This window comes from Mameliella sp. LZ-28, assembly GCF_012274245.1.
GTDB classification, from domain to species: domain Bacteria; phylum Pseudomonadota; class Alphaproteobacteria; order Rhodobacterales; family Rhodobacteraceae; genus Antarctobacter; species Antarctobacter albus.
The window spans coordinates 110120-132910 of the sequence record NZ_JAANYX010000037.1; the positions used below are offsets into that span (position 1 = coordinate 110120).

General features: G+C 64.7%; 18 protein-coding genes. 1 reads left to right on the forward strand and 17 read right to left on the reverse strand.

Annotated features, from left to right (window positions below; translation table 11 throughout):
• Positions 1 to 20: 20 nt before the first annotated feature.
• From G9Q80_RS25960 to G9Q80_RS26020, 13 genes are all read right to left on the reverse strand, one after another.
• The gene (locus tag G9Q80_RS25960) at positions 21 to 779 is read right to left on the reverse strand and encodes a helix-turn-helix domain-containing protein (protein WP_052244782.1); all 759 of its coding nucleotides are present in this window, start codon (positions 777 to 779) and stop codon (positions 21 to 23) included.
• Positions 776 to 2380 carry a hydantoinase B/oxoprolinase family protein gene (locus tag G9Q80_RS25965; protein WP_088716240.1) on the reverse strand — a complete coding sequence of 535 codons (1605 nt, stop codon included), beginning with the start codon at positions 2378 to 2380 and terminating at the stop codon, positions 776 to 778. Before G9Q80_RS25965 ends, G9Q80_RS25960 begins: the two co-directional genes overlap by 4 nt.
• Positions 2377 to 4431, reverse strand: coding sequence for a hydantoinase/oxoprolinase family protein (locus tag G9Q80_RS25970; protein ID WP_088716239.1), 2055 nt, complete (start codon positions 4429 to 4431; stop codon positions 2377 to 2379). Before G9Q80_RS25970 ends, G9Q80_RS25965 begins: the two co-directional genes overlap by 4 nt.
• A gap of 332 nt (positions 4432 to 4763) precedes the next feature.
• Positions 4764 to 5291 (reverse strand): DUF2478 domain-containing protein, encoded by a 528-nt coding sequence (locus G9Q80_RS25975; protein WP_088716238.1) that lies wholly within the window; start codon positions 5289 to 5291, stop codon positions 4764 to 4766.
• 8 nt (positions 5292 to 5299) lie between these two features.
• Entirely contained in the window at positions 5300 to 6571 is a 1272-nt protein-coding gene (locus G9Q80_RS25980) for a molybdopterin molybdotransferase MoeA (RefSeq protein WP_088716237.1), read from the reverse strand.
• Positions 6558 to 7184: a carbonic anhydrase gene (locus G9Q80_RS25985; RefSeq protein WP_043145491.1), complete on the reverse strand. Its 627-nt coding sequence runs from the start codon at positions 7182 to 7184 to the stop codon at positions 6558 to 6560. Before G9Q80_RS25985 ends, G9Q80_RS25980 begins: the two co-directional genes overlap by 14 nt.
• A 53-nt stretch (positions 7185 to 7237) precedes the next feature.
• Positions 7238 to 8035 carry a peptidylprolyl isomerase gene (locus G9Q80_RS25990; RefSeq protein WP_043145494.1) on the reverse strand — a complete coding sequence of 266 codons (798 nt, stop codon included), beginning with the start codon at positions 8033 to 8035 and terminating at the stop codon, positions 7238 to 7240.
• Positions 8036 to 8040: 5 nt separating this feature from the next.
• Positions 8041 to 8805 (reverse strand): respiratory nitrate reductase subunit gamma, encoded by a 765-nt coding sequence (gene narI / locus G9Q80_RS25995; protein ID WP_088716279.1) that lies wholly within the window; start codon positions 8803 to 8805, stop codon positions 8041 to 8043.
• A gap of 11 nt (positions 8806 to 8816) precedes the next feature.
• The gene (narJ, locus tag G9Q80_RS26000; protein WP_069208439.1) at positions 8817 to 9524 is read right to left on the reverse strand and encodes a nitrate reductase molybdenum cofactor assembly chaperone; all 708 of its coding nucleotides are present in this window, start codon (positions 9522 to 9524) and stop codon (positions 8817 to 8819) included.
• Position 9525: 1 nt separating this feature from the next.
• A complete protein-coding gene (narH, locus tag G9Q80_RS26005) occupies positions 9526 to 11049 on the reverse strand; it encodes a nitrate reductase subunit beta (RefSeq protein ID WP_088716236.1) in 1524 nt (507 codons plus the stop codon).
• On the reverse strand, positions 11046 to 14774 hold the full coding sequence (locus tag G9Q80_RS26010) for a nitrate reductase subunit alpha (protein ID WP_088716235.1): 3729 nt from the start codon (positions 14772 to 14774) through the stop codon (positions 11046 to 11048). Before G9Q80_RS26010 ends, narH begins: the two co-directional genes overlap by 4 nt.
• Positions 14775 to 14840: 66 nt before the next feature.
• A complete protein-coding gene (locus tag G9Q80_RS26015; RefSeq protein WP_088716234.1) occupies positions 14841 to 16238 on the reverse strand; it encodes a NarK family nitrate/nitrite MFS transporter in 1398 nt (465 codons plus the stop codon).
• A gap of 154 nt (positions 16239 to 16392) precedes the next feature.
• A complete protein-coding gene (locus G9Q80_RS26020) occupies positions 16393 to 17802 on the reverse strand; it encodes an MFS transporter (protein ID WP_088671462.1) in 1410 nt (469 codons plus the stop codon).
• 241 nt (positions 17803 to 18043) lie between these two features.
• On the opposite strand from G9Q80_RS26020, the gene G9Q80_RS26025 reads away from it, so the two are divergent.
• The gene (locus tag G9Q80_RS26025) at positions 18044 to 18754 is read left to right on the forward strand and encodes a helix-turn-helix domain-containing protein (protein WP_043145507.1); all 711 of its coding nucleotides are present in this window, start codon (positions 18044 to 18046) and stop codon (positions 18752 to 18754) included.
• A 131-nt stretch (positions 18755 to 18885) separates the two neighbouring features.
• Here G9Q80_RS26025 and G9Q80_RS26030 read toward each other — a convergent pair whose 3' ends face one another.
• The 4 genes from G9Q80_RS26030 to G9Q80_RS26045 form a co-directional block, all read right to left on the reverse strand.
• Complete coding sequence (locus G9Q80_RS26030; RefSeq protein WP_088716233.1) at positions 18886 to 19686, reverse strand: SUMF1/EgtB/PvdO family nonheme iron enzyme; 801 nt, start codon at positions 19684 to 19686, stop codon at positions 18886 to 18888.
• 71 nt (positions 19687 to 19757) lie between these two features.
• A complete protein-coding gene (nirK, locus tag G9Q80_RS26035; RefSeq protein WP_043145511.1) occupies positions 19758 to 20876 on the reverse strand; it encodes a copper-containing nitrite reductase in 1119 nt (372 codons plus the stop codon).
• Positions 20877 to 20987: 111 nt separating this feature from the next.
• A complete protein-coding gene (locus G9Q80_RS26040; protein WP_088716232.1) occupies positions 20988 to 22190 on the reverse strand; it encodes an NnrS family protein in 1203 nt (400 codons plus the stop codon).
• 79 nt (positions 22191 to 22269) lie between these two features.
• Complete coding sequence (locus G9Q80_RS26045) at positions 22270 to 22707, reverse strand: pseudoazurin (protein ID WP_043145517.1); 438 nt, start codon at positions 22705 to 22707, stop codon at positions 22270 to 22272.
• Between the last annotated feature and the right edge of the window lie 84 nt (positions 22708 to 22791).

The window sequence follows — 22791 nt, forward strand, 5'->3', positions numbered from 1 at the left end:
AAAGCGCGGGCAACCCATGATCACAGCTCCCGCGCCGACAGGTGACGGGACAGGCTCTCGCGGACGCGTCGTTTCAGCTCTGCCTCCATGTCGCGCCCCGGCGCCAGGACCGAGACCGCAAGTTCGACACCGCCCCGCCCGACGTTGTCCCGCACCGGCATCGCCAGACTGCAGACATCCACCTGCCCCGAACGCCGGGAAACCAGCAGCCAGCCCTGTTCGAGATAGCGCGCCAGTTCGCCCCGGACGCCGGTCTCGCTCAGGCCCCAGTCGGCATAGCGCGGCGCGTTGATGCGCAGCACCTGCTCGCGGCCCGGGGCGTCCATCTCGCCCAGCACGACCAGCCCGCCGACACCGACGCCCAGCGGAAGGCGCCCGCCGATGCCGTCGAACATCGCGGGCACCTGGGCAAACCCGCTTTGCCAATCCAGACAGACGGAATCGAACCCCGCCCGCGCCATCAGAAAGGTCGGCAGCCCGGTTTCAGCGGCCACGTTGATCAGCAAAGGACGCAGCGAGGCGGTCATGTCGCCCACCGCCGCCTCCTTCAGCGCGATGGCGTGGATCGCGGGGCCGACATGGTAGTTCCCGCGCCGCCCGATCTGCATGACGAACCCGTGGTCCACCAGCGCCGCAACCGCACGATGCACCGGCGCGCGGGCATCGCCCAGCGCCTCGGCCAGGGCCGTCAGCGACAGGCCCTCTGCCCCGGCTTCGCCCAGAACGGCCAGGATACGCGCGGCACGGGCCGCGTTCGAAGAGGCGCGCGGCGTGCTCATGCGCGGGCTGCCTTGCGCCCCGAGCGCGCATCCGCATCCCGCAGCCCGGCAGAACGCCCCGCCGGATCGCCGTGACCGCCGCCGCCTGGGGTGATGACCTCGAAGATGTCGCCCGCCGCCAGGTCCGCGCTGCCTGACAGGTCGATGGCCTGCGGATCGCCATTGATGCGGAAGGCGCCGCTGGCCCCCGGACCGCCACCGTCCAGCCCCCAGGCCCGTGACGTCAGGCGCGCGCCCATGATCTGAACCCTGCAATCCGCATCGGCGCGATAGACCCGCCGCACCCCCATGCCGCCCAGCCAGGTGCCGTCGCCGCCACTGTCCTCGGCGAATTCATAGGCCATCAGGGTGATCGGATATTCCGCCTCCAGCGCCTCCAGCGGCAGGTTTGACGTGTTGGTCATGTGCACCTGCACCGCGTCCAGCCCATCCTTGTCGGGTCGCGCGCCAGAGCCCCCGGCAATGGTTTCCAGGTAGACCCACAGACCGCCATCGGGCCGCGTGCCGCTGAAGCTGGCCACATGAACCGATCCGCAGGCCGCCGCGCTGACACGGTCCGGGACCACCTGCGCCAACGCGCCGTGGATCAGGTCGACCACCCGCTGACAGGCCGAGATACGCCCGTCCACCGCCGCCGGATGCACGCAGTTCAACAGCGTCCCGGGTTGCGCCGTGATGGTCAGAGGCCGCGCCAGCCCCGCATTGGGCAGGATCGTCGGATCGACCACCGATTTCACCGCGTAATAGACCGTCGCCTGCAGCGCAGTGTAGATCACGTTCAGTCCCGCGCGCACCTGTGGCGGGCTGTCGAAACTCAGCGCCATGTCCTCGCCCCGGATCGTCAGCGTGACCGAAAGTGTCATGTGCTCGGCCTGGCTCTCGGTCTCGAAGATGTCAGAGAAGGTCCAGGTACCATCCGGCAGCGCCGCGATCCCGGCGCGCATCTTGCGTTCGGCATAGGCCATCAGGTCCTTGCCCGCCGCCTGTACCGTCTCGACCCCGAAACGCGCGCAAAGCTCCTGCATCCGCAGCACGCCCAGCCGGTTCGCGGCCATCTGCGCGCGCAGGTCGGACAGGCGTTCGTCCGGAACCTGGCAATTCAACAGAAACAGACGCATGACCTCGGGCTGGCGGACGCCGTCCCGCTGCAGGCGGATCGGCGGAATGCGCAGCCCCTCCTGGTAGACATGGGCATGGCCCCGGTCCGCGAAATCCGAATGATGCGCCGTGTTGATGGCCCAGCCGAACAGCGCACCCTCGACAAAGATCGGTTCGGCCATGACGATGTCCGGCAGATGCGTGCCGCCGCCGGCGTAGGGATCGTTGCCGATAAAGACATCGCCGGGACGCAGGTCCTCCGCCGGATAGGCCTCCAGCAGGCGCGGCACGAATTGCAGGAAACTGCCCAGGTGCATCGGGATATGTTCGGCCTGGCAGAGGATCTCTCCGCCTGCCGTACAAAGCGCTGTGGAACAGTCGCGCCGCTCCTTGATGTTGGTGGAATGGCTGGCGCGCACCAGCGCCTCGCCCATCTCGTCCACCGCAGAGGAAAAGGCGCTGCCGATCACCTCGACGGTAACGGGATTCAGCGTCCGGGTCATGAGCTGCGCTCCATGATCAGGGTCAGGTAGGGATCGACGCGCGCCGTCATCCCCGACGGGACGACAGTGGTCGTATCGAGCTGGTCGATGATCGCGGGTCCCTCGATCAGGTTGCCCGGTCTCAAAAGGGTGCGATCATAGATCGGTGTCTCGGCGAAACCGCCCGCCTCGCGCATCCAGACCGGGCGTTGGCCGGTCCGCGCGGCAGAGGCATCCGGCCCCGCGTCCGGAAATGCCGGCATCTGCGCCTTGGGCACGACGCCGGTGGCCTGCAGCCGATAGGTCACCATCTGGATCGCGTCGCCCTCGGCCACGAAACCGTAAAGCTGTTCGTGCCGGGCCAGAAACCCCTCGCGCAGCGCGTCTAGGCTCTGCTCGTCGATCGGCCCCTCCGGCAGATCCACGGCGATCTCGTAGTTCTGACCAGCATAGCGCATATCGACGCGCGAGTTCAGCCCCTGCGCCTCGGGCGCTATGCCTTCGCGGGCGAACCAGTCCCGCGCCTGACGCGCCAGCCCCTCAAAAACCTCGGCCAGATCGGCGGGCTGCGCCTCATCCAGCAGCCGGATCTGCGTCGCCGCATAGTCCGTCCGAAGGTCGGTCATCAAAAGGCCCAGCGCGCAAAGCACGCCCGGCGTGCGCGGGATCAGGATGCGGTCCATGCCCAGCTCTGCCGCCAGCCGCGCCGCGTGTACCGGCCCGGCACCACCGAAAGCCACCAGCGCATAGTCACGCGGATCATGCCCGCGCTGGACAGAGATCAGCCGGATCGCCTTGGCGGTATTCGCCGTCACGATGTCCAGGATGCCGTCCGCGGTCTCCATCACGCCCAGGCCCAGACGGCCGGCCAACCGCTCCACTGCTGCCACCGACAGGTCACGGTCGATGGGCATCTGCCCGTTCAGCAGCGCCTTGGGGTTCTGGGTCTGCAGGACGACATTTGCATCGGTCACAGTCGGTTCCTCGGTGCCCAGACCATAGCAGGCGGGTCCGGGATGGGCGCCAGCGCTGCGCGGCCCGACCTTCAGCAACCCGCCGCTGTCCACATGGGCGATCGACCCGCCCCCGGCGCCCACGGTGTGAATGTCCAGCATCGGCGCCTTGAGCGGGTAGCCATGCACCTCGGCCTCTGCCACCACGCGGCACCTGCCGCCCTCCAGCAGCGCCACGTCCGAACTGGTGCCGCCCATGTCGAATGTAATCAGGTTGCCGATGCCGGTCATGGCCCCCAGCGCCTGCGCTGCGACGACCCCGGTCGAGGGGCCGGACAGGACCGTCCGCACCGGCAAGCCCGCTGCCTGGTCGAACCCCGCCACGCCGCCATTCGACTGGGTCAGATGCGGCGTGACCGGCAGGCCTGCCTCTGCCAGACGAGTTTTCAAAGCGGTGACATAGGTCCGCATCACCGGTCCCAGGTAGGCATTGACCACGGTTGTGGACAGGCGCTCATACTCGCGGAACTCGGGCGCCACCTCGTGCGACAGCGCAAGAAAAGCCTCGGGGAATTCCTCGGCCACGATCTCGGCGGCGCGCCGTTCATGGGCCTCGGACAGGAAGGCATAGAGAAAGCTGACGGCGATGGACTCGACCCCCGCCGTGCGCAGCTGCCTGACCGCCTCGCGCAGCGCCGCCTCGTCCAGCGGAACCTCGGTGCTGCCGTCCCCTCGCAGGCGTTCCGGCACACCGATGCGCAGATTTCGCGTGACAAGCTCCTGCGGCTTGTCCGCGCTCATGTCATAGAGATGCGGGCGTTTCTGCCGACCGATGGCCAACAGGTCACGGAAGCCTTCGGTGGTGATCAGGCCCGTCCTGACGCCCCGATGCTGGATCAGTGCATTGGTTGCAACCGTGGTGCCGTGCCCGAAAAAGCCGACATCCCGCGCCGCGATCCCGGTTCGCGACAGCCCTTCGGCAAAGGCCTGCGCAATCCCGCGCGAGGGGTCGTCCGGGGTCGAGCTGACCTTCCAGATATGAACATCGCCCCTGTCTTCGTCGATCAGGCAGACATCCGTGAATGTGCCGCCAGAATCGATGCCGATGCGCCAGGCCATCGCCCCACCCCGTCTTCGTTACCGTCACCCGCCGGTCTAGCGCGAGACCTGGCACAGACGAAGACAAGACCATTTATCGGATCATTTTTCCTCTATTGATCCTATAATCGGATTTTGAGCGGTGAAAATTTATTCCTTGAGCAGGTTTCCCGCCACCGCCCCCCCCGGTTCGTGACCACCTGGATCGGGGATCGCCCCCAGGCATCCCCGGAACGCGTACCCGGCGGGCGCGCCGGATTACTTCAACAAACGGCGGTGAACGCGCCTTCATCACTTGAGTGGGTGCCGCACACGGCCCACCCCCAACACCCCTCCCGGGACGGTCTCAAGCATCACGCAACCATGTCCTCGGATGCGTCCAGCGCCTTCAATGCCCAGCTGGTCAAGGCTTCGATAGAGGGGGCACAACGGTCCGCCAATCCACTGGCAAAGTCCTCGAAGGCTTGCTCGTTCATCGCGTTCAGGCCAACCACGACCGGTATGTCATCCGCAACGGCGCGGGCAAGCACGTCGCGGAACCCTCGGCCCGCCGCTTCCTGCTTTCCGAACTTGTTCAGGACGATGAGGTCTGCGCCTGCGGCCAGGGACGTTTCGACGGCCGCCACGGACAATTCGAGGTTTTCGGGATCGAGCCGGCAACCGCGCGAAGCACTGCCGAGGTTCTGGGATATGCGAAAAACCGGTCCGTCGGGCAGAACCTGCACGTCCATGTCACAGGGATGGTCGCCTTCACGTTCGGTGTTGATTTGCACGAGGCCACGCACCTTATACCCACGCGCCAGCATCTGCTGAGCAAAGGCGTACAGCAATTCATCGGTATCGCCACGTCCGGGCATGATGAGGGTCGCGATCTGAGTCATGGGTCATCTCAACTTTCTTCGAAAGGCAGGAATTCGAGCAACATGCTCGTATCGATCTGGTCGGCCTCCGACGGCAACAGCAACAGGCCGTCGGCGTCGGCAAGGGGGCTGACCCGACCGGAATAGGTGGCCGCCTCGGCGGTGACCGTCGCGCGCCCGCGCAGGTCGAAACCGACGAGTCGCGCGGGACGCAATTCGCAGCGACCGGGCTTGTGGCGGAGGTTTACGGCGGACGACACGATCATCTTGCGCGGTTTGCCGGTGGCCCCTTGCAAGGCATCCACGATGGCACGGCCAAAAAGATGCCAGCCCACGAACGAGGCTTGCGGGTTGCCCGGCAACCCGAGCCAGAGCGCGGTGCCGATGCGGCCGAAGCTGACGGGTTTTCCGGGCTTCAGGGCGACGCCCGCGAAGTGGAGACGGTCCCCGATCCGCTCGACAGCGCGCCGCAGGTAGTCCTCTTCTCCGACGGATACGCCCCCCGTGGTGACGATCAGGTCAACCGCCCCCGAGAGACGCTCCAGTTCGGCACACAACCTGCCCAGGTCATCACCGATACGGGCCTTTTCCACGATGGAGACACCCGGCTGTGCGATCAGGGCCTCCAGCATCGGGCCGTTGACGTCATTGATTTTGCCCGGAGCAGCCTCCTGCCCCGGCGCGACCAATTCCGATCCGGTGATCAGAAGCGCAATGCGCAGCCTTCGGCGTACCCTGACTTCTGCCACTCCAGCGGCGGCCATCACGGCAATGTCGCGCGGTCCGATGCGCCTGCCCGCGGGCAGAATGACATCGCCAGCCGCCATGTCCTCTCCGACCCTGCGCACATTGGCCCCGACGGTGGGCAGGCGATCAAAGCGGGCGATGCCGTTACGCAGGGTGACGTGTTCTTGTGCCACCACCGCGTTCGCCCCGGCGGGCAGCGGCGCGCCGGTAAAGATCCGCACCGTCGCAATACGATCAAGCTGTGCAGGGGCGTCCCCGGCGGCGGTCCGGTCCACGACCGGCAGGATGCACGGACCCGGTCCGATCAGGTCCCCGCACCGCACGGCGTAGCCGTCGACCGCGCTATTGGCGAAGGGCGGCACATTCACCCGGGACATCACCGGTTCCGACAGACAACGCCCGAGGGCCTCGCCAATCGGCAGTATATCCACCCCCGGCACCAGGGGTGTCTCGGCGGCACAGAGGGCAAGCGCCTCGTTCAACGACGTGAGACCGGGTGCCCCTTCGCTTTCATCGCAGCCGCAGGTGCGGTCACTCAGGTCATGCAGCTTCATGGCAGGCTCCTTTCTTCAGGTTGGGCAGACCAACCGAACATTCCAGATTGCGCAGCAACCCATCCCGCAATCCATAGATCAGGCCGTGGAGGCGCACCGGTTGGCCATCGGCCCAGGCGCGGCGCATGATGGGTGTCTCGGCGACACGTGCGACGCCTTCGATCACGTTGAGTTCGGCCAGCCGGTCCCGGCGTTCCTCCATGTCCGTCAGCACGTCAAGTTCGGCCTGCGCCTGGCGCGCCAACCTCCGGATCGGTTCCAGCCAGTGATCCGCCAGCCCGTGAGGAATATCCTCTGTCGCGGCGCGAATGCCGCCGCATCCATAGTGACCGCAGACGATGATCTCGCGGACCTTCAGCGCCTCGACGGCAAATTCCAGCGCGCTGAGCATGTTCATGTCGGACGAGTGGATCACGTTGGCGACATTGCGATGGACAAAGACCTCGCCCGGGTCCAGCCCCGCCACCACGTTGGCCGGCACCCGGCTGTCCGAACAGCCGATCCAGAAGAATTCCGGCGTCTGCTGTGCCGCAAGCCCGGCGAAAAACCCGGGATCTGCGGCGCGACGCTCGGCCGACCAGGTCCTGTTCCTGTCCAGGAGATCGTTCAGCATGGGCTTGCCACTCCCTGTGTTGTGAAGGTTGTCATCTCGTCCGCACCCGCGCCTCAGGGACAGTTGCCCAGATCGGCCCCGGTGATGTCGGCCTTTTGCGAAAGCGTGGTGACCAGGTCGCGGACCCCCTGCCCCCAGGCGCGCTTTTCCATCGCGGCGCGTAGCCGGGGCGCGACGGCCTCGAAGGGCAGCACGTCGCCTTCGGCACGGTCATCCATGCGAATGACATGCCAGCCATGCCGAGTCCGCACCGGTTCGAATGTGATGTCGCCTGCGGACAAGGTACGCAGCGCTGCCTCGAATTCAGGAACCGTGTCGCCCGGTCCGATCTGGCCAAGCATTCCGTCGCGATCCCTGGAGGGGCAATCGCTTTCCTGGCGCGCGAGGCGCCCAAAGCTCTTGGGATGGCCCAGCGCGCGGCCTGTCACGTCAATTGCACGGGCAAGGGCCTGCTTGCCCGCCTCCTCGTCCTGCGGGTCGCAGGCGAAGAGAATGTGCGAGACGCTCCACAATGGCGGAGCGCGGAACTTTGACGGATCGCGGGACCACTCGGCGCGCACCTCCTCCTCGGATGGCGGCGACACCTGCACCGCATCTTCGAGAAGGGCCCTTATGCGGGCCTCGTTCCCGGTCTCGAACCGTCCCGGTTCGAGCTCTTGCGGATCTGCCGGGATCTCGCGCCGCTGGGCCTCTTGCAAGAGCAGCGCACGCACCGCCAGCGCATTGGCAGCCTTGCGCCAGGCAACACCGGGTTTGCCGCGCGGCGCTTCGTGGTTCTGGGCCTCGGCAGCGATGGCCGCCGAGGGGATGGTGGTGCCGTTCACGACGACATCGGGAAAGAGCGCATTCATCTTGGTCACTCCGCCGGTTGCGCCGCCGCATCCGACGCAGGCGCGGGCTTTGCCTGCGCGGTCGCCAATGCCGCGCCACGTTCGGGCAACGGAACCTGGCGGCGCGACCGCACGATCTGGTATCCGGGCCGGTTAAAATAGCGCACCGGAACAGACAGCATGTGCACGAGGCGCGTGAACGGGAAGACGAGGATGATCGTCAGGCCCAACACGATGTGCAACTTGAAGATCAGCGCCACGTCCGCGATGTGGCTGGCCGCCGCGCCATCAAGGGTAAAGATGCCCTGCGCCCAGGCCATGAACTTGACCATCTCGTGCCCGTCGAGGTGCCCCAGCGAGGCGATGATGGTCAACAGGCCCAGCACGAGTTGGGCCAGCAGCATGGCCAGGATGGCGATGTCGGCAAAGCTCGACGTCTTGCGGATGCGCGGATCGGTCCAGCGGCGGTGGAACAGCATCCCGCCGCCCACCAGCGCCATGATCCCGGCAATACCACCCGCGACTACGGCCAGCGTCTGCTTGGCCCCGTGGCTGATGCCCAGCGCATCGAACACCCAGATCGGGGTCAGCAGCCCGACGAAATGCCCGGCAAAGATCACCAGCACGCCGACATGGAACAGGATCGACCCCATGACCAGCTGCTTGCGGCGCAAGAGCTGCGAGGAAGACGTCTTCCACGTGAAGGGATCGCGTTCGTAGCGCGCGATAGAGCCGACAATGCCGATCGCCAGCGCGATATAGGGAAAGGTTCCGAAGAAAAACTGGTTCATCATGGCCTCCTTCATTCAGCCGGCGTCGCGGCGGGGGCGGAATTGACGGGAACGTCCATCTGGGCAAGCATATCGCGCACCTGAGGACAGCCGGCGTTGGGATCGGGGCCGAAGACGACCTCGGATTCCTCCCAGACCTGATCCAGCGCCTCCAGGTCGTTCGGGTCGACATCCGGCTGGTCCAGCAGTTCCGCCACCGCCTCGCGGTCGGCCTCGGCGCCCGACAGCTGCAAAAGGGCGGCGAACACGGCGCCATAGGGGCTGTCACGCCGGGCCAGCCGGGCGTTCAGCGCCTCAAAGATATGGGCCGCGTCCGCCAAGGTTTCCTGCACCTCGACGAAGGGACGCGTGGACAGGAATTCCAACAGCACCGGCAGGTGATCGGGCAGTTCCGAGGTCATCGGGTCGAACCCGCCCGCGCGGTAGGTTTCGACCAGCGAGACCATCGCGCCGCCCCGGTCACGGCTTTCGCCGTGCACATGTTCGAACAGGTTGAGCGACAAGGTGCGCGAGCGATCGAAGAGCATGACGAACTGCTCTTCGAGGTCATAGATGTCGCGCGTCGCCAGCTCCTCGACCAGCGGGCGCAACGCGCGCCGCGCCGCCGCCGTCAACCGGGTGTCGGAGGCGAGAACACCCCCGATTTCCGGCATCGCCGCCTGCAACTCGCGCGTCGGATAGCTGAGCAGCAGCGACAGGGATTTGATCGTGCGGTCCATATCAGCGCACCTCCTCGGGCATTTTCAGGGGACGTTTGGAACCACCAAAGAGCGAGCCCTTGGAGATGCCCGAAGAACAGCCATTGCCGTCAGTGAAGCCGCAACCGCCCTTGAGATCATAGGCCTCTTCGACCTGCTCGCGGTGGGTCGTGGGGATGACGAAGCGATCCTCGTAATCGGCCAGGGCCATGATCTTGTACATGTCCTCGATCACCCGGCCCGACAGGCCGGCGCGGGCGGCGATGGCCTCGTCGATGACGCCATCGACGGTCTTGGACCGCATGTAAGACCGCATCGCCAGCATCCGTTCCAGCGCGCTGACCACCGGGGCCTCGTCCCCCGCCGTCAGCATGTTGGCGAGGTAACGCACCGGGATACGCAGGTCATGGACGTTGGGCATTGCGCCATCGGTACCTATCTTGCCGGCCTCGGCGGCGTTCTGGATCGGCGAGAGCGGCGGGATGTACCAAACCATCGGCAGCGTGCGGTATTCCGGGTGCAACGGAAAGGCGACCTTCCACTCCATCGCCATCTTCCAGACCGGGCTTTCCTGCGCGGCCTTGATCCAGTCTTCGGGGATGCCGTCGGCTCGGGCGGTCTCGATCACCACCGGGTCGTTCGGGTCGAGGAAGACGTCAAGCTGCGCGTCGTACAGGTCCTTTTCATGCGGCGCGTTGGCGGCCGCTTCGATCTTGTCCGCATCGTACAGCATCACGCCCAGGTAGCGGATGCGCCCGACACAGGTTTCCGAACAGACGGTCGGGTTGCCGCTTTCGATCCGGGGATAGCACAGGGTGCATTTCTCGGATTTGCCGGTGGACCAGTTGTAATAGACCTTCTTGTAGGGACAGCCCGAGACGCACATACGCCAGCCGCGGCATTTCTCCTGGTCGATCAGGACAATCCCGTCCTCCTCGCGCTTGTAGATCGCCCCCGAGGGGCAGGACGCCGCGCAAGCCGGGTTCAGGCAGTGTTCGCACAGCCGGGGGAGATACATCATGAAGGTGTTCTCGTATTCCCCATAGATCTCCTTCTGGATGCCTTCGAAGTTGTAATCCTGCCCGCGTTTCGAGAATTCACCGCCCAGGATTTCCTCCCAGTTCGGACCCTTCTCGATCTTCTCAATCCGCTCACCGGTGATCTTGGAATAGGGGCGCGCCGTGGGGAACGCCTCCATCTCCGGGGCGGATTTCAGGTGATCGTGGTCGAAATCGAAGGGCTCGTAATAGTCGTCGATCTCGGGCAGGTCGGGGTTGGCAAAGAGGTTCGCCGCGATCCGCCATTTGGACCCCTGCCTGGGCTGCAGCTTGCCGGATTTCGTCCGGGTCCAGCCGCCGTTCCAGCGTTTCTGGTTTTCCCAGTCGGTCGGGTAACCGGTGCCGGGTTTGCTTTCGACGTTGTTGAACCACGCGTATTCGACGCCGTCGCGTGTGGTCCAGACGTTCTTGCAGGTCACGGAACAGGTGTGACACCCGATGCATTTGTCGAGGTTCAGCACCATGCCGATTTGTGCGCGCACTCTCATTCCGCGGCCTCCTTTTCGGTCGCTTCGCGGTCGAGCCAGTCGACCTTTTTCATCTTGCGGACGACGACGAATTCATCCCGGTTCGCCCCCACGGTGCCGTAGTAGTTGAAGCCGTAGGATTGCTGGGCATAGCCGCCGATCATGTGGGTGGGTTTCAGCGTGGCGCGGGTCACCGAGTTGTGGATGCCCCCGCGCAGGCCGGTCTTTTCCGATCCCGGCGTGTTCACGATCTTTTCCTGCGCGTGATACATGAAGACGGTGCCGTCCTTCATGCGCTGGCTGACCACCGCCCGCGCCGTCAGCGCGCCGTTCACGTTGTAGGCTTCGACCCAGTCGTTGTCCTCGATCCCCGCCTTCTTGGCGTCGGTCTCGGACAGCCAGACCACCGGCCCGCCACGGTTCAGCGTGAGCATCAGCAGGTTGTCGGAATAGGTCGAGTGGATGCCCCATTTCTGGTGCGGCGTGATGAAATTCAGCACCAGGCAGTCGCCTTCGTCGTGGACATCCTTGGTGATGGTCTTGAGGTCGACCGGCGGGCGATAGCCCACGAACCCCTCGCCAAAGGCCCGCATCCACAGGTGATCCTGATACAGCTGCTGACGGCCTGTCAGCGTGCGCCACGGGATCAGCTCGTGCACGTTGGTGTAACCGGCGTTGTAACAGACCTTTTCCGACTCGATCCCCGACCATGTCGGGCTGGAGATGATCTTGCGCGGTTGGGCGGCGATGTCGCGGAAGCGGATCTTTTCGTCTTCCTTCGGCAGCGCCAGGTGGGTGTGATCGCGCCCCGTGAACTTCGACAGCGCGTCCCATGCCTTGACCGCCACCTCGCCATTGGTTTCCGGCGCAAGCATGAGGATCACCTCGGTCGCGTCGATATCAGTGACGATTTTCGCGCACCCCTTGGCCGCCCCGTCAAGGTGCACACCGTTCAGGTCGCGCAGCGCCTGCACCTCGTGCTCTGTCTTCCAGGCAATGCCCTTGCCGCCGTTGCCGATCTTGTCCATCAGCGGACCAAGCGCGGTGAACCGGTCGTGGATCGCGGTGTAATCCCGTTCCACGGGGATATAGTTCGGCGCGGTCTTGCCCGGGATCAGGTCGCATTCGCCCTTCTTCCAGTCCAGCACCTGGTCCTGGGCGATTTCCCCGGGCGTGTCGTGCAGGATCGGCAGCGCGACGATGTCCGTTTCCTGCCCCAGGTAACCCGGCACGATCTCTTGCAGCTTCTTGGCAATGGCCTTGAAGATTTCCCAGTCGGATTTCGATTCATACGCCGGGTCCACAGCCGCCTGTAGCGGGTGGATGAACGGGTGCATGTCCGAGGTGTTCAGGTCGTTCTTTTCGTACCAGCTGGCCGTCGGCAGAACCACGTCGGCATAGACCGCGGTCGTGCTCATGCGGAAATCGATGGTCACCAGCAGGTCCAGCTTGCCCTGCGGGCCGTCGGCGTGCCACTTCGCCTCCTTCGGCAGTTGCGCGCCCTCCTGCCCCAGGTCCTTGCCCATGACGCCGTGATCGGTGCCCAGAAGGTGCTTGAGGAAGTATTCGTGCCCCTTGCCGCTGCTCCCCAGCAGGTTCGAGCGCCAGACAAACAGGTTGCGGGGCCAGTTTTCCGGCGCGTCCGGGTCCTGGCAGGACATTTCCAGATCGCCGGATTTCAGATGCTCGGCCACATAGGCGGGGATGTCCTGCCCGGCGACCTTGGCGGCCTTGGCGACCTCCAGCGGGTTGGTCCTCAACTGCGGCGCAGAGGGCAGCCAGCCCATACGCTCGGCGCGGATGTTGTAGTCGATCAACGAGATATCCCAATCGCCCTCCGGCGCGGTGGGGCTGACGATTTCATTCGCGGTCAGCGTCTCATAGCGCCACTGGCCAGTGTGCGCATACCATGCAGAGGTCGAGTTCATGTGCCGCGGCGGGCGACCCCAATCCAATGCGAAGGCCAAAGGTTGCCAGCCGGTCTGCGGACGCAGCTTTTCCTGTCCCACATAATGCGCCCAGCCACCGCCGGACTGACCCACGCAGCCGCACATCACCAGCATGTTGATGACGCCGCGATAGTTCATATCCATGTGGTACCAGTGGTTCATCGCGGCCCCGATGATGACCATCGACTTGCCGTTGGTCTTCTCGGCCGTCTGCGCGAATTCGCGGGCGACGTGGATGATCTTGTCGGCGGAGACGCCGGTGATCTTCTCGGCCCAGGCGGGGGTGCCGGGCATGTCGTTCGCGTAATCATCGGTGACCCAATCGCCGCCCAGGCCACGGTCAAGCCCGTAGTTGGCGCAGAACAGGTCAAAGACGGTGGCCACCAGCGCCTCGCCCTCGGGCGTCCTGACGGTCTTGACCGGGATGTTGCGGGTCAGAACGTCGGGGTGTTCGGCGTCAGTCGCGAATTGCTCGGTCGCCGCGCCGCCGAAATAGGGGAAGTCGACGCCGCGCACATCGTCATGATCCTCTTCCAGAACCAGCGACATCTTCAGGTGCGTGTCCGTGCCGGCTGCCTTTTCCTCCAGGTTCCACTCGCCATCCTCGCCCCAGCGATAGCCGATAGCCCCATTCGGAGAGACCAGCCCGCCCGACGTCCCGTCGATGGCGACGGTCTTCCATTCGGGATTGTTCTCTTCGCCCAGCTTGCCGTCCAGATCATCGGCGCGCAGGAAACGGCCCGGCACAAGGCGCCCGTCCTTCTCCTCCAGCTTCACCAGCATCGGGAAGTCGGAGTACTTGCGGCAGTAGTCCTCGAAGTACTCGGCCTGACGGTCGAGGTGGAATTCGCGCAGGATGACGTGACCAAAGGCCATCGCAAGTGCCGCGTCGGTGCCCTGTTTGACGTTCAGCCAGACATCGCCGAATTTCGCCGCCTCGGAGTAGTCGGGGCTGATGACCGCGGACTTGGCGCCGCGATAGCGGGCTTCGGTGTAGAAATGTGCGTCGGGCGTCCGCGTCTGCGGCACGTTCGACCCCCAGAGCAGCAGGTAGCCCGCGTTGTACCAGTCGGCGCTTTCCGGCACGTCGGTCTGTTCACCCCAGGTCATGGGCGAGGCCGGCGGCAGGTCGCAGTACCAGTCGTAGAAGGACATGCAGACGCCGCCGAGCAGGCTCAGGTAGCGCGAGCCGGCGGCATAGCTGACCATCGACATGGCCGGGATCGGCGAAAAGCCGAAAACCCGGTCGGGGCCATAGGTCTTGGCGGTATAGGCGTTGGCGGCGGCGACGATCTCGGTCGCCTCGTCCCAGGTGGCGCGGACGAAACCGCCCTTGCCGCGGGTTTCGGTGTAGCTGGCCCGCAGGACGGGATCGTTCTGGATCGCGGTCCAGGCTTCGATGGGGTCCATGGTCTCGCGCATGCGGCGCCAGATCTTCATCAGGCGGCCCCGGATCAGCGGGTTCTTCACCCGGTTCGCGGAATAGAGATACCAGGAATAGCTGGCCCCGCGCGCACACCCGCGCGGTTCGTGGTTGGGCAGACCCGCGCGGGTACGGGGATAATCGGTCTGCTGGGTTTCCCAGGTCACGATCCCGGATTTCACATAGATCTTCCAGCTGCATGACCCGGTGCAGTTCACGCCGTGGGTCGAGCGCACGACCTTGTCGTGCCGCCAGCGGTTTCTGTAGGTGTCTTCCCAGTCTCGGTTCTCGCGGGTCACTTGCCCGTGCCCGTTGGAGAATGTCTCCAACTCCTTGGACTGGAGGAAGTTCAGTCTGTCGAGCAGGTGGCTCATCTGATGTCTCCGATTGTCTTGAGTGTGGGGCGGCCACGGCGGGCCGCCGCCAGAGGTGTCAGGGGATCAGCAGGAAACGGGCGCGTTCTTGCGGCTGTAGAAGGCCCAGGTGACGACAACGCAGACCGCGTAGAAGGCCATGAACCCCCAGAGCGCGCCGTTCGGGGCCCCGGTCAGGCTGATCGAGGTGCCGTAGAACTTGGGGATGAAGAAGGCGCCGTAGGCCGCGATCGCCGAGGTGAAGGCGATGATGGCCGAGCTTTCCAGCTCCGACTGTTTCAGCTTCGCGGCGTCGTCCAGCTGCGGGTTCAGGCGCGGCACTTCCTGGCGCATGATCGACGGGATCATCTGGAAGGTCGAGGCATTGCCCACGCCAGTCAGGAAGAACAGCGCCATGAAGCAGGCGAAGAAGCCCCAGAAATTGCCCGCCGGGTTGGCGTCGGACGGCAGGAACTGCAACACGCCCCAGACCGCGACGATCATGCCGACAAAGGTCCAGAAGGTTACGCGCCCGCCGCCGAACTTGTCGGAAATCCAGCCCGTGGCTGCGCGGCTCAACGCGCCGACAAGCGGGCCGAGGAAGGCGTAGGACAGCACATTCACATCCGGAAACTGCGTCTTCATCAGCAAAGGGAAACCGGCGGCATAGCCGATGAAGCTGCCGAAGGTGCCGGTGTAGAGCACGCACATGATCCAGTTGTGGCGGCGGGTGAAGATGACCGACTGCTCTTTGAACGAAGCGCGGGCCGACGCGATGTCGTTCATCCCGAACCATGCCGCCAGAGCCGACAGCGCGATGAAGGGCACCCAGACGAAACCGGCGTTCTGCAGGAACAGCTGACCGCCGTCGGACAGGTGCTGCGGCTCACCGCCGATCGCGCCGAAGACGCCAGCGGTGATGACCATCGGCACGACGAACTGCATGACCGACACACCGGCATTGCCCAGCCCGGCGTTCAGCGCCAGCGCGTTGCCCTTGGTCTTTTTCGGGTAGAAATAGGCGATGTTGGCCATCGACGAGGCAAAGTTGCCGCCGCCGAAACCGCACATCAGCGCCAGGACCAGGAACCAGACATAGGAGGTGTCGGGGTTCTGCACGGCGAAACCGATGCCAAGCGCCGGCAACAGCAGCGAAGCGGTGGAAAGCGTCGTCCAGAGGCGCCCGCCGAAGATCGGGATCATGAAGCTGTAGAAAATCCGCAGCGTCGCGCCAGACAATCCCGGCAGCGCCGCCAGCCAGAACAGCTGGTCGGTGGAATAGGCAAAGCCGATGGCGGGCAGCTTGGCCACGACGACCGACCAGACCATCCAGACCGAAAAGGCCAGCAACAGGTTGGGGATCGAGATCCAGAGGTTGCGGGTGGCGATGGCCCGGCCCTGGCTTGCCCAGAACTGCGGGTCTTCGGGGCGCCAATCTTCGAGCGTGTGCCCGCTGTTGGCGCTTGAGGCCTCGGTGATAGCCATTTCAGTGTCCTTCCTTGGCAATGTCGGCTGCCGCGTTGCAGCCGGAATGGGGTCATGAAGGTGCGGAGGGCCGGTCGGGTCGCGCCACGCGCCCGTTTCAGGGGTCCCCCGGTGGGGGCGGGCCACGCCATTGCGACCCGCCAGGGTTCAGGAGTTATTCGGCGGGCGTCGCGCCCGGCTTGCCGCCCAGGGCCTTGATGCCTTCTTCGAGCGCTTTGTTCGCCTCGATGGCCTTCTTGCGCAGCGTGTCGATGTTGGCGGCGGCAAAGGCGGCACGTTGCTCTGTTTCCTGTTCGGCGGAGAACCGCACGAAGAAGGCAAGGAACGAGGCGCAGCTGACCACGATGCCGAGGATCAGGAAGGCTTCGGACCAGTCGATCATGTTCTTGAACAGGAACCCGGCCAGAACCGCCCCGGCATTGCCGCCCGCGCCGACCACACCGGCCACCGCGCCCAGCGCCTTCTTGTTGACGAAGGGCACCACGGAATAGGTCGCACCTTCGGCCATCTGCGTGAACAGCGAGAAGACGATCAGCGAGGGCAGCGCCAGGAAAAGCACATGCATCTGGCTGAAGATCATCAGCGCAATGCCTTCGAACAACAGGCAGATGAACAGCCAGACGCTGCGGCCCCGCAGGCCCCAGAGGGCGCCGAAGTTGTCACCGAAGATCCCGCCCAGCGTGCGGGCAAAGAGGTTCATCAGGCCAAAGGATGCCGCCACGAAACCGGCCGCCACCAGGCTGAGGTCGAAGTAGTCGAAGAAGTACAGCGCCGCGACGTTGTTGACCGTCAGTTCGATGCCAAAGCAGCAGCCGTAGATCACGAACAGGATCCAGACGCGGGGGTCACGCAGGGCCCTTTTAAAGTTTCCGGTGACTTCCCTTTTCTGCTCCATCTTGCCGGCGGCGCGCAACTCGTCGAAGTTCCCGTCGGGGGCATCCTGGGTCAGGAAATAGTAGGCAATGCCGATCAGCAGGATGATCGTGCCGACCACGACCATTGCCAGCCGCCAGCCCACCGCCTCGGAAAAGCCGAAGCCCACGACAAAGACCGAGAAAAGCAGCGGCATGACGAATTGCGTGACGCCGCCACCGAGGTTGCCCCACCCGGCCGAGGTCGCATTCGCCTGCCCCACCACGTTGGGCGCGAACATGACCGTGGTGTGGTACTGCGTGATGACGAAAGCCGCGCCGATCCCGCCGATCAGCACCCGGAACAGCAGAAAGGACTCGAAGTTCCACGACAGGCCGATGCCCATCACCGGGAAGGCGCCGAGGATCAGCAACCAGGTATAGGCCTTGCGCGGCCCGATGCGGTCGCACAGCCAGCCGATGAAGAGGCGCGCGAAAATCGTGATCGATACCGACCCGATGATCGCCCAGCCGATCTGATCCTTGGTCAACTGCAGTTCGTCGCGCACGACCGTCATCAGGGGCGCGATGCCGAACCATGCGAAAAAGCACGAGAAAAAGGCGAACCACGTCATGTGGAACGTCCGCATCTGAACCATCTTCACGTTGAAGAAGTTTCGCCACAACGACGTGGCCTTGTTCTGTATTTCCATCTGTCCCTCCGGCTACGCGGGCCGCCGTTCCGGCCACGTGTCAGGGAGTGGTTGACCATGCCTCGTCGCACCTCATGGTTGATCCATGTCAAGCTTCGGGTGTAGCGAGGGCAAAACAAGTTGGCCGCTAACATCGCGCAAGTCGGCTCTTTTGGTCAATCAAGCCGATCGTCGAAATGGATCAAGCCTTGATTTGACAATTATCAAGTGAGATGGTCGGAGCCAGACACGCCGAGGACACATGCCACTCAGAACCAGCCAGAACGAATCGTCGGAACTGCGCAAGCTCGACCTGTTTTCGGACATGGAGGACGCGCATTTCGAAACGCTCATGCGTGGGGCCTACGTGCAGAATTTCCCCCCGGCCATCGAACTGATAAGCGAGGGCGAACCCAGCGACTTTCTGCACGTGGTGATCGAAGGCTCGGTCGAGCTGTTCGCCGGATGGAGCACGCGCGAAACGACGATGGCGACGGTCCGGCCGGTCTCGACCTTCATCCTTGCCGCGACCATCAAGGATGCCCCCTACCTTATGTCCGCGCGCACGCTGGAGAAATCGCGCATCGTTCTGTTGCCCTCGTCCGACGTGCGCGCGGTATTCGACCAGGACCAGGAATTCGCCCGCGCCGTCGTGACGGAACTTGCGCAGTGTTACCGACACGTCGTCAAGCACTCCAAGAACCTCAAGCTGCGGACGTCCCTGGAACGGCTGGCCAACTACCTGATACGCTGCGCCGAAACGTCGAAAGACCCGACGCTGTTCGATCTGCCGATCGAGAAACGGCGCCTTGCCTCCTTCCTTGGGATGACCCCGGAAAACCTCAGCCGGGCGATCAAGGCGCTGAAAGAGTACGGCGTTGTCATCAACGGACAGAGCGTCGGGATCGCGGACGACACGGATCTGCGCCGCCTGGCCAAGCCGACACCGCTCATCGACGATCCCAGCCACTAGGCGGAAACGGCCTGTCAGTAAATCTACGATGGGATCGAGGCAGAAACCCTCTGGCGGGGCGCGCTGTTGCGCATTGACCGGCAGGGTTTGCCACGTGCGGTTGCCGCCCCGACCCGGATCGGAGACCTGGACTAGGGGGCGCCCTGCCCCGCAATGCCCCGAACCAAACGCACCCCCAGGAAATCCGGCGGCAGCCCGGCTGCGCACCCTCCGACGCTGGCATCGCGGATGAAGTCGATGACAACGGCGCGGTGCTGTCCCCCGACGATGCGGGCGGCGCAGTAAGGCGCGGCTGTTATCACCCGGCCCTTCCCATCCAGTGTCCCGTATTGCATGCATCCGTCCGTCCACTCCCAGACAAGGTCGGAGATACCGGCGAGTCCAAGGCTGTTGGTTTCCGAAATGTCCCGGCCGGAGAGTTGGGCACGTCCGCGCAAAGACACCCCCGCCTCGTAGCTTTGCAGCATGCGTTGCCCCGGGTCGCGCCCGTCACTGCGGGCCGATGCTTCGCCAAACCCCTCGGCGGCGGCGCGCTGCCATTCAAGATCGGTCGGAAGCCGCCAGCGCTCTCCCGTGCGGATCGACAGCCATGCGGCATAGGCCTGCGCGTCATACCAGTTGAGATGTGTCTGCGGAGCGTCGCCCGCACCACCCCGTGGCGTTTCCTTGCAGGCACCGTCTGCAACACATTCGGAATAGTCGCCGCGCGACACCTGCCGCTGCATGATGTCGAAGGCGGGCACGGTGATCCTTTGGACAGCGGGCGTCTTTGCTGTCCCGGCGTTCTGAAAGCTGCCTTCGGGGCGGTAGTCGATCTCGCCGGTCGGCACCCGGACGGTTTCCGGGCCGGGCAATTGCGGCGGGATCGGGGTAAGCGTGACACCAAGAACACCGAAAACCGCCAAAGCGGACACCAGAAGAACGCCTTTCATCTGCCAGTCCTCACGTCGTGAAAGGGACGGCCACGGCGGTGGCCATCCCGGTGTTCCGCGCGGTTATGCCTTCAGGTGACGATGGCGGTCGGGGCCACGACCTGCTCCATCAGGTCGTTGTCCCATGCGCCCTCGACCTTCACATGGGCGGTGGCGCCAAGGTTCACCGCCTCGATCAGGTTGTGGTTTACATAGGCGTAGACGCCGGGCTGAAGGAACCCGTAGAGCGCCGCCGCGGCAGAGCCGCCGCGAATGAACCATGTTTCCAGGTCGCGCAGCGGGGCGTTGTTGAACTTGCCCTCTTCCCAGACAAGGTCGCCATGCCCGCCAATCAGGTGCGGGCGCGAGTCCCGGTTGGCCTGGCTGTGGACGAACAACACCTTTTCACCGACGTTCGCGGTCATCGCGTTGTCGCCGGTCAGCGCCCCCACCCTGCCGTTGAACACGACATGGGTCGGGATCAGGCCATTCATCACCGCCTCGCTCTCGGGATAGCTTTCGGCCAGATCGGAGAAGCGCTTGTAATTGCCGTCCGCGTCCTTCGGGATATAGAGATCCTGCTCACCGATATAGTAGACGCGGTCGTATCGCACGGGGTCGCCGTTGTGATCGGTGAGCCCGTTGCGCGGCAGGACCATGATGGCGCCGTTCATGCCGGAGACGACATGCCAGGGGATCATGGGGCCACCGGGCGCGCAGTGGTAAACAAAGGTCCCCGGGCGCGTCGCCTTCCACCGCAGAACGGTCATCTCGCCCGGTGCCACATGGGTCAGCGCACCGCCGCCCAATGCACCGGTGGACGAGTGAAAGTCGATGTTGTGCGGCATCATGTTGGTGCCGGGATTGATGAGCGTCAGCTCGACATAGTCGCCTTCATGCACCACCATCAGCGGTCCCGGCATGGAGCCGTTGAACGTCATGGCCTGCACCCAGGCCCCGCTGTCGACCTGCATTTCCTTTTCCTCGATCGTCATGGTGAATTCGACGATCCGCGGTGCGCCGGGTGCGACCTGTTCGTGTTCGTGAACGAAGGGGGGCGCGACGAGGTCGCGCTTGATCCGCGTCAGGCGCGACAGGTCCGTCTTCGCCGCGGCGGGGGTGAGCGCCTGCCTGGCATCTGCCGTCTTCGCGAGGAACGGGGTCGCCGCAGCTCCGGACAGGCCCAGCAGGGTGGCTCTTCGGGTAAGCATCTTTCTCTCCTTTCGTGTAGACGATGCTGTCTGGTCCAAGAGTATGCCGACGGGCCGAGACAAACGTTGCGGTTTCGCAACCTTCTGAGCGTAAGAGAAAAATTCGGCCCCTCATGCACGTTGCTGCACGGTCGACGGTTTGCGTGTCGCGACACGCGGCCCCACCAGCCAGGGCAGCAGCCGGCGAACGATCAGCAGGAACCCAAACGTCCACAGCGCGGCGGACAAATGGATGCCATCCAGCCCGGGAACGACCTCGGACACGCCCGCGACGCGCACCAGGGCGGCCCCGGTGATGGCAAGGAACCCGAGGTTGAGCGCCCTCCCCGAGACCAGGTCGCGCCCGGTATGGCCCATCGTGGCGCGCATCATGACCGCAAGGGTCATGCCCCCGACGGCCCCGATACCCAGCAGATGCGCACCCCCCGCGGGGCTAGCCATGCCAAAGGCCGCAAGCGCCGCGCCGAACAGCCCCAGCGGGACAAAGGCATAGGCTGCGTGCAACATCGTCAACAACGGCGACCCAAGCGTCAGCATGCCCACCCAGCGCAGCATCCGAACCAGGTGCAGCGCGGCGCAAACCGCCAAGGCCACGCCGGCCATTACGGTCAAGGGCGCGGTCACCCACAGCCCCAGCGCCGGAACGGATACGGCAAGCGTCAGCATGTCAAAGCGCCCGAACGGCACCGGGCGGCTGGTCGAACCGCTCTGCGCCAGCCAGTTGCGGGTAAAGCTGGGCACGATGCGGCCGCCGATCAGCATGATCAGAAAGACCAGAACGGCGATGCCGAAACGCTGCGACGTGGGTGCGCTGCCTTGCGTCATGGCCTCCAGGTGAAAGCTCGCGTTCGCGACCGCAAGCATCGAAACCGGCACCAGCACCTTGAGATTGCGCCAGTTCTTTCCCGCTACGATCTCGCGCGCGATCATCGCGGCAACTGCCAGAAGGAACACGATGTCGATCCCCATGACCGCAACCGGCCCCAGCCCGCCCAACCCGGTCATGGCCAGCCGTCCCGCCACCCAGACGGCCAGGAGGGCCATCAACGGCCAACCGCGTGTTGGCATGCGCCCGGTCCAGTTCGGCACGGCGGTGAACAGAAACCCCGCCACGACTGCCGCGCCATAGCCAAAGATCATCTCGTGCACATGCCAGTCCACCGGCGCGAACGGCCCCGACGGCATCAGAACGCCACGCCAGACCAACAGCCAGATCGGGACGACACCGAGGCCGAACAGGGTCGCGGCAAGAAAGAAGGGGCGAAACCCGTAGGAAAAGAGCGCGGGACCCGCGTAGTCGGATTGCCTGGGCATTGTTGAGCCTCCTGGGGATGACGAAGGGGCGGCGCCAGGCATGGCGCCGCCCCGCCTTGGCAGGTTCAGTCGAAGGGACTTACTGCACCTGCTCGAACAGCGGGCCAAAGCGCTTGGCGGCCTGGCCGCGCTGCTTGACCGCCTGCGCCGCGTCGAGATTGACGGCGTCGCCGACCTGGATCAGCGCAACCATCCCCATCGCGTAGTGCGGCGTGCACTTGACGCCGTAGACGCCTTCGGCCTCGACACTCAGGTCGAAAGGCTTGTTGAACTTCGATTTGAAGCCCTTCACGCCCTCTGGCAGCATGCCGTCGATGGCCTCGACATTGTGCCCCTTGTCGGTGGGCACAAATCGAATGACATCGCCCGGATCCGCCTGGACGAAGGCCGGTTCGAACACCATCGCGCCGTCAGCGCCCTTGTTGAGCATCTGGATCTCGTGCACCGCGCCGTCAGAGGCATGGGCGAGGCCCGCGGTCAGGGCCAGGCTTGCGGCGAGGGTCAGGGTTTTCAGCATCGGATCGTCCTTTCTGTCTATCCGGTTGTGTCGGTTGCCCCCGATATGCGATACCGCGACCTCTCGAACGTTGCCCTTTCACAA

What these genes read in the sequence shown, in the direction of transcription:
- nirK (WP_043145511.1), bottom strand. Translation starts at nt 20,876, where the DNA reads ATGCTTACCCGAAGAGCCACCCTGCTGGGCCTGTCCGGAGCTGCGGCG.
- G9Q80_RS26020 (WP_088671462.1), bottom strand. Translation starts at nt 17,802, where the DNA reads ATGGAAATACAGAACAAGGCCACGTCGTTGTGGCGAAACTTCTTCAAC.
- G9Q80_RS26040 (WP_088716232.1), bottom strand. Translation starts at nt 22,190, where the DNA reads ATGCCCAGGCAATCCGACTACGCGGGTCCCGCGCTCTTTTCCTACGGG.
- G9Q80_RS25975 (WP_088716238.1), bottom strand. Translation starts at nt 5,291, where the DNA reads ATGACTCAGATCGCGACCCTCATCATGCCCGGACGTGGCGATACCGAT.
- G9Q80_RS25990 (WP_043145494.1), bottom strand. Translation starts at nt 8,035, where the DNA reads ATGAATGCGCTCTTTCCCGATGTCGTCGTGAACGGCACCACCATCCCC.
- G9Q80_RS25980 (WP_088716237.1), bottom strand. Translation starts at nt 6,571, where the DNA reads ATGAAGCTGCATGACCTGAGTGACCGCACCTGCGGCTGCGATGAAAGC.
- G9Q80_RS25965 (WP_088716240.1), bottom strand. Translation starts at nt 2,380, where the DNA reads ATGACCCGGACGCTGAATCCCGTTACCGTCGAGGTGATCGGCAGCGCC.
- G9Q80_RS25970 (WP_088716239.1), bottom strand. Translation starts at nt 4,431, where the DNA reads ATGGCCTGGCGCATCGGCATCGATTCTGGCGGCACATTCACGGATGTC.
- G9Q80_RS26030 (WP_088716233.1), bottom strand. Translation starts at nt 19,686, where the DNA reads ATGAAAGGCGTTCTTCTGGTGTCCGCTTTGGCGGTTTTCGGTGTTCTT.
- G9Q80_RS26025 (WP_043145507.1), top strand. Translation starts at nt 18,044, where the DNA reads ATGCCACTCAGAACCAGCCAGAACGAATCGTCGGAACTGCGCAAGCTC.
- G9Q80_RS26010 (WP_088716235.1), bottom strand. Translation starts at nt 14,774, where the DNA reads ATGAGCCACCTGCTCGACAGACTGAACTTCCTCCAGTCCAAGGAGTTG.
- narH (WP_088716236.1), bottom strand. Translation starts at nt 11,049, where the DNA reads ATGAGAGTGCGCGCACAAATCGGCATGGTGCTGAACCTCGACAAATGC.
- G9Q80_RS25985 (WP_043145491.1), bottom strand. Translation starts at nt 7,184, where the DNA reads ATGCTGAACGATCTCCTGGACAGGAACAGGACCTGGTCGGCCGAGCGT.
- G9Q80_RS26015 (WP_088716234.1), bottom strand. Translation starts at nt 16,238, where the DNA reads ATGGCTATCACCGAGGCCTCAAGCGCCAACAGCGGGCACACGCTCGAA.
- narI (WP_088716279.1), bottom strand. Translation starts at nt 8,805, where the DNA reads ATGAACCAGTTTTTCTTCGGAACCTTTCCCTATATCGCGCTGGCGATC.
- G9Q80_RS25960 (WP_052244782.1), bottom strand. Translation starts at nt 779, where the DNA reads ATGAGCACGCCGCGCGCCTCTTCGAACGCGGCCCGTGCCGCGCGTATC.
- narJ (WP_069208439.1), bottom strand. Translation starts at nt 9,524, where the DNA reads ATGGACCGCACGATCAAATCCCTGTCGCTGCTGCTCAGCTATCCGACG.
- G9Q80_RS26045 (WP_043145517.1), bottom strand. Translation starts at nt 22,707, where the DNA reads ATGCTGAAAACCCTGACCCTCGCCGCAAGCCTGGCCCTGACCGCGGGC.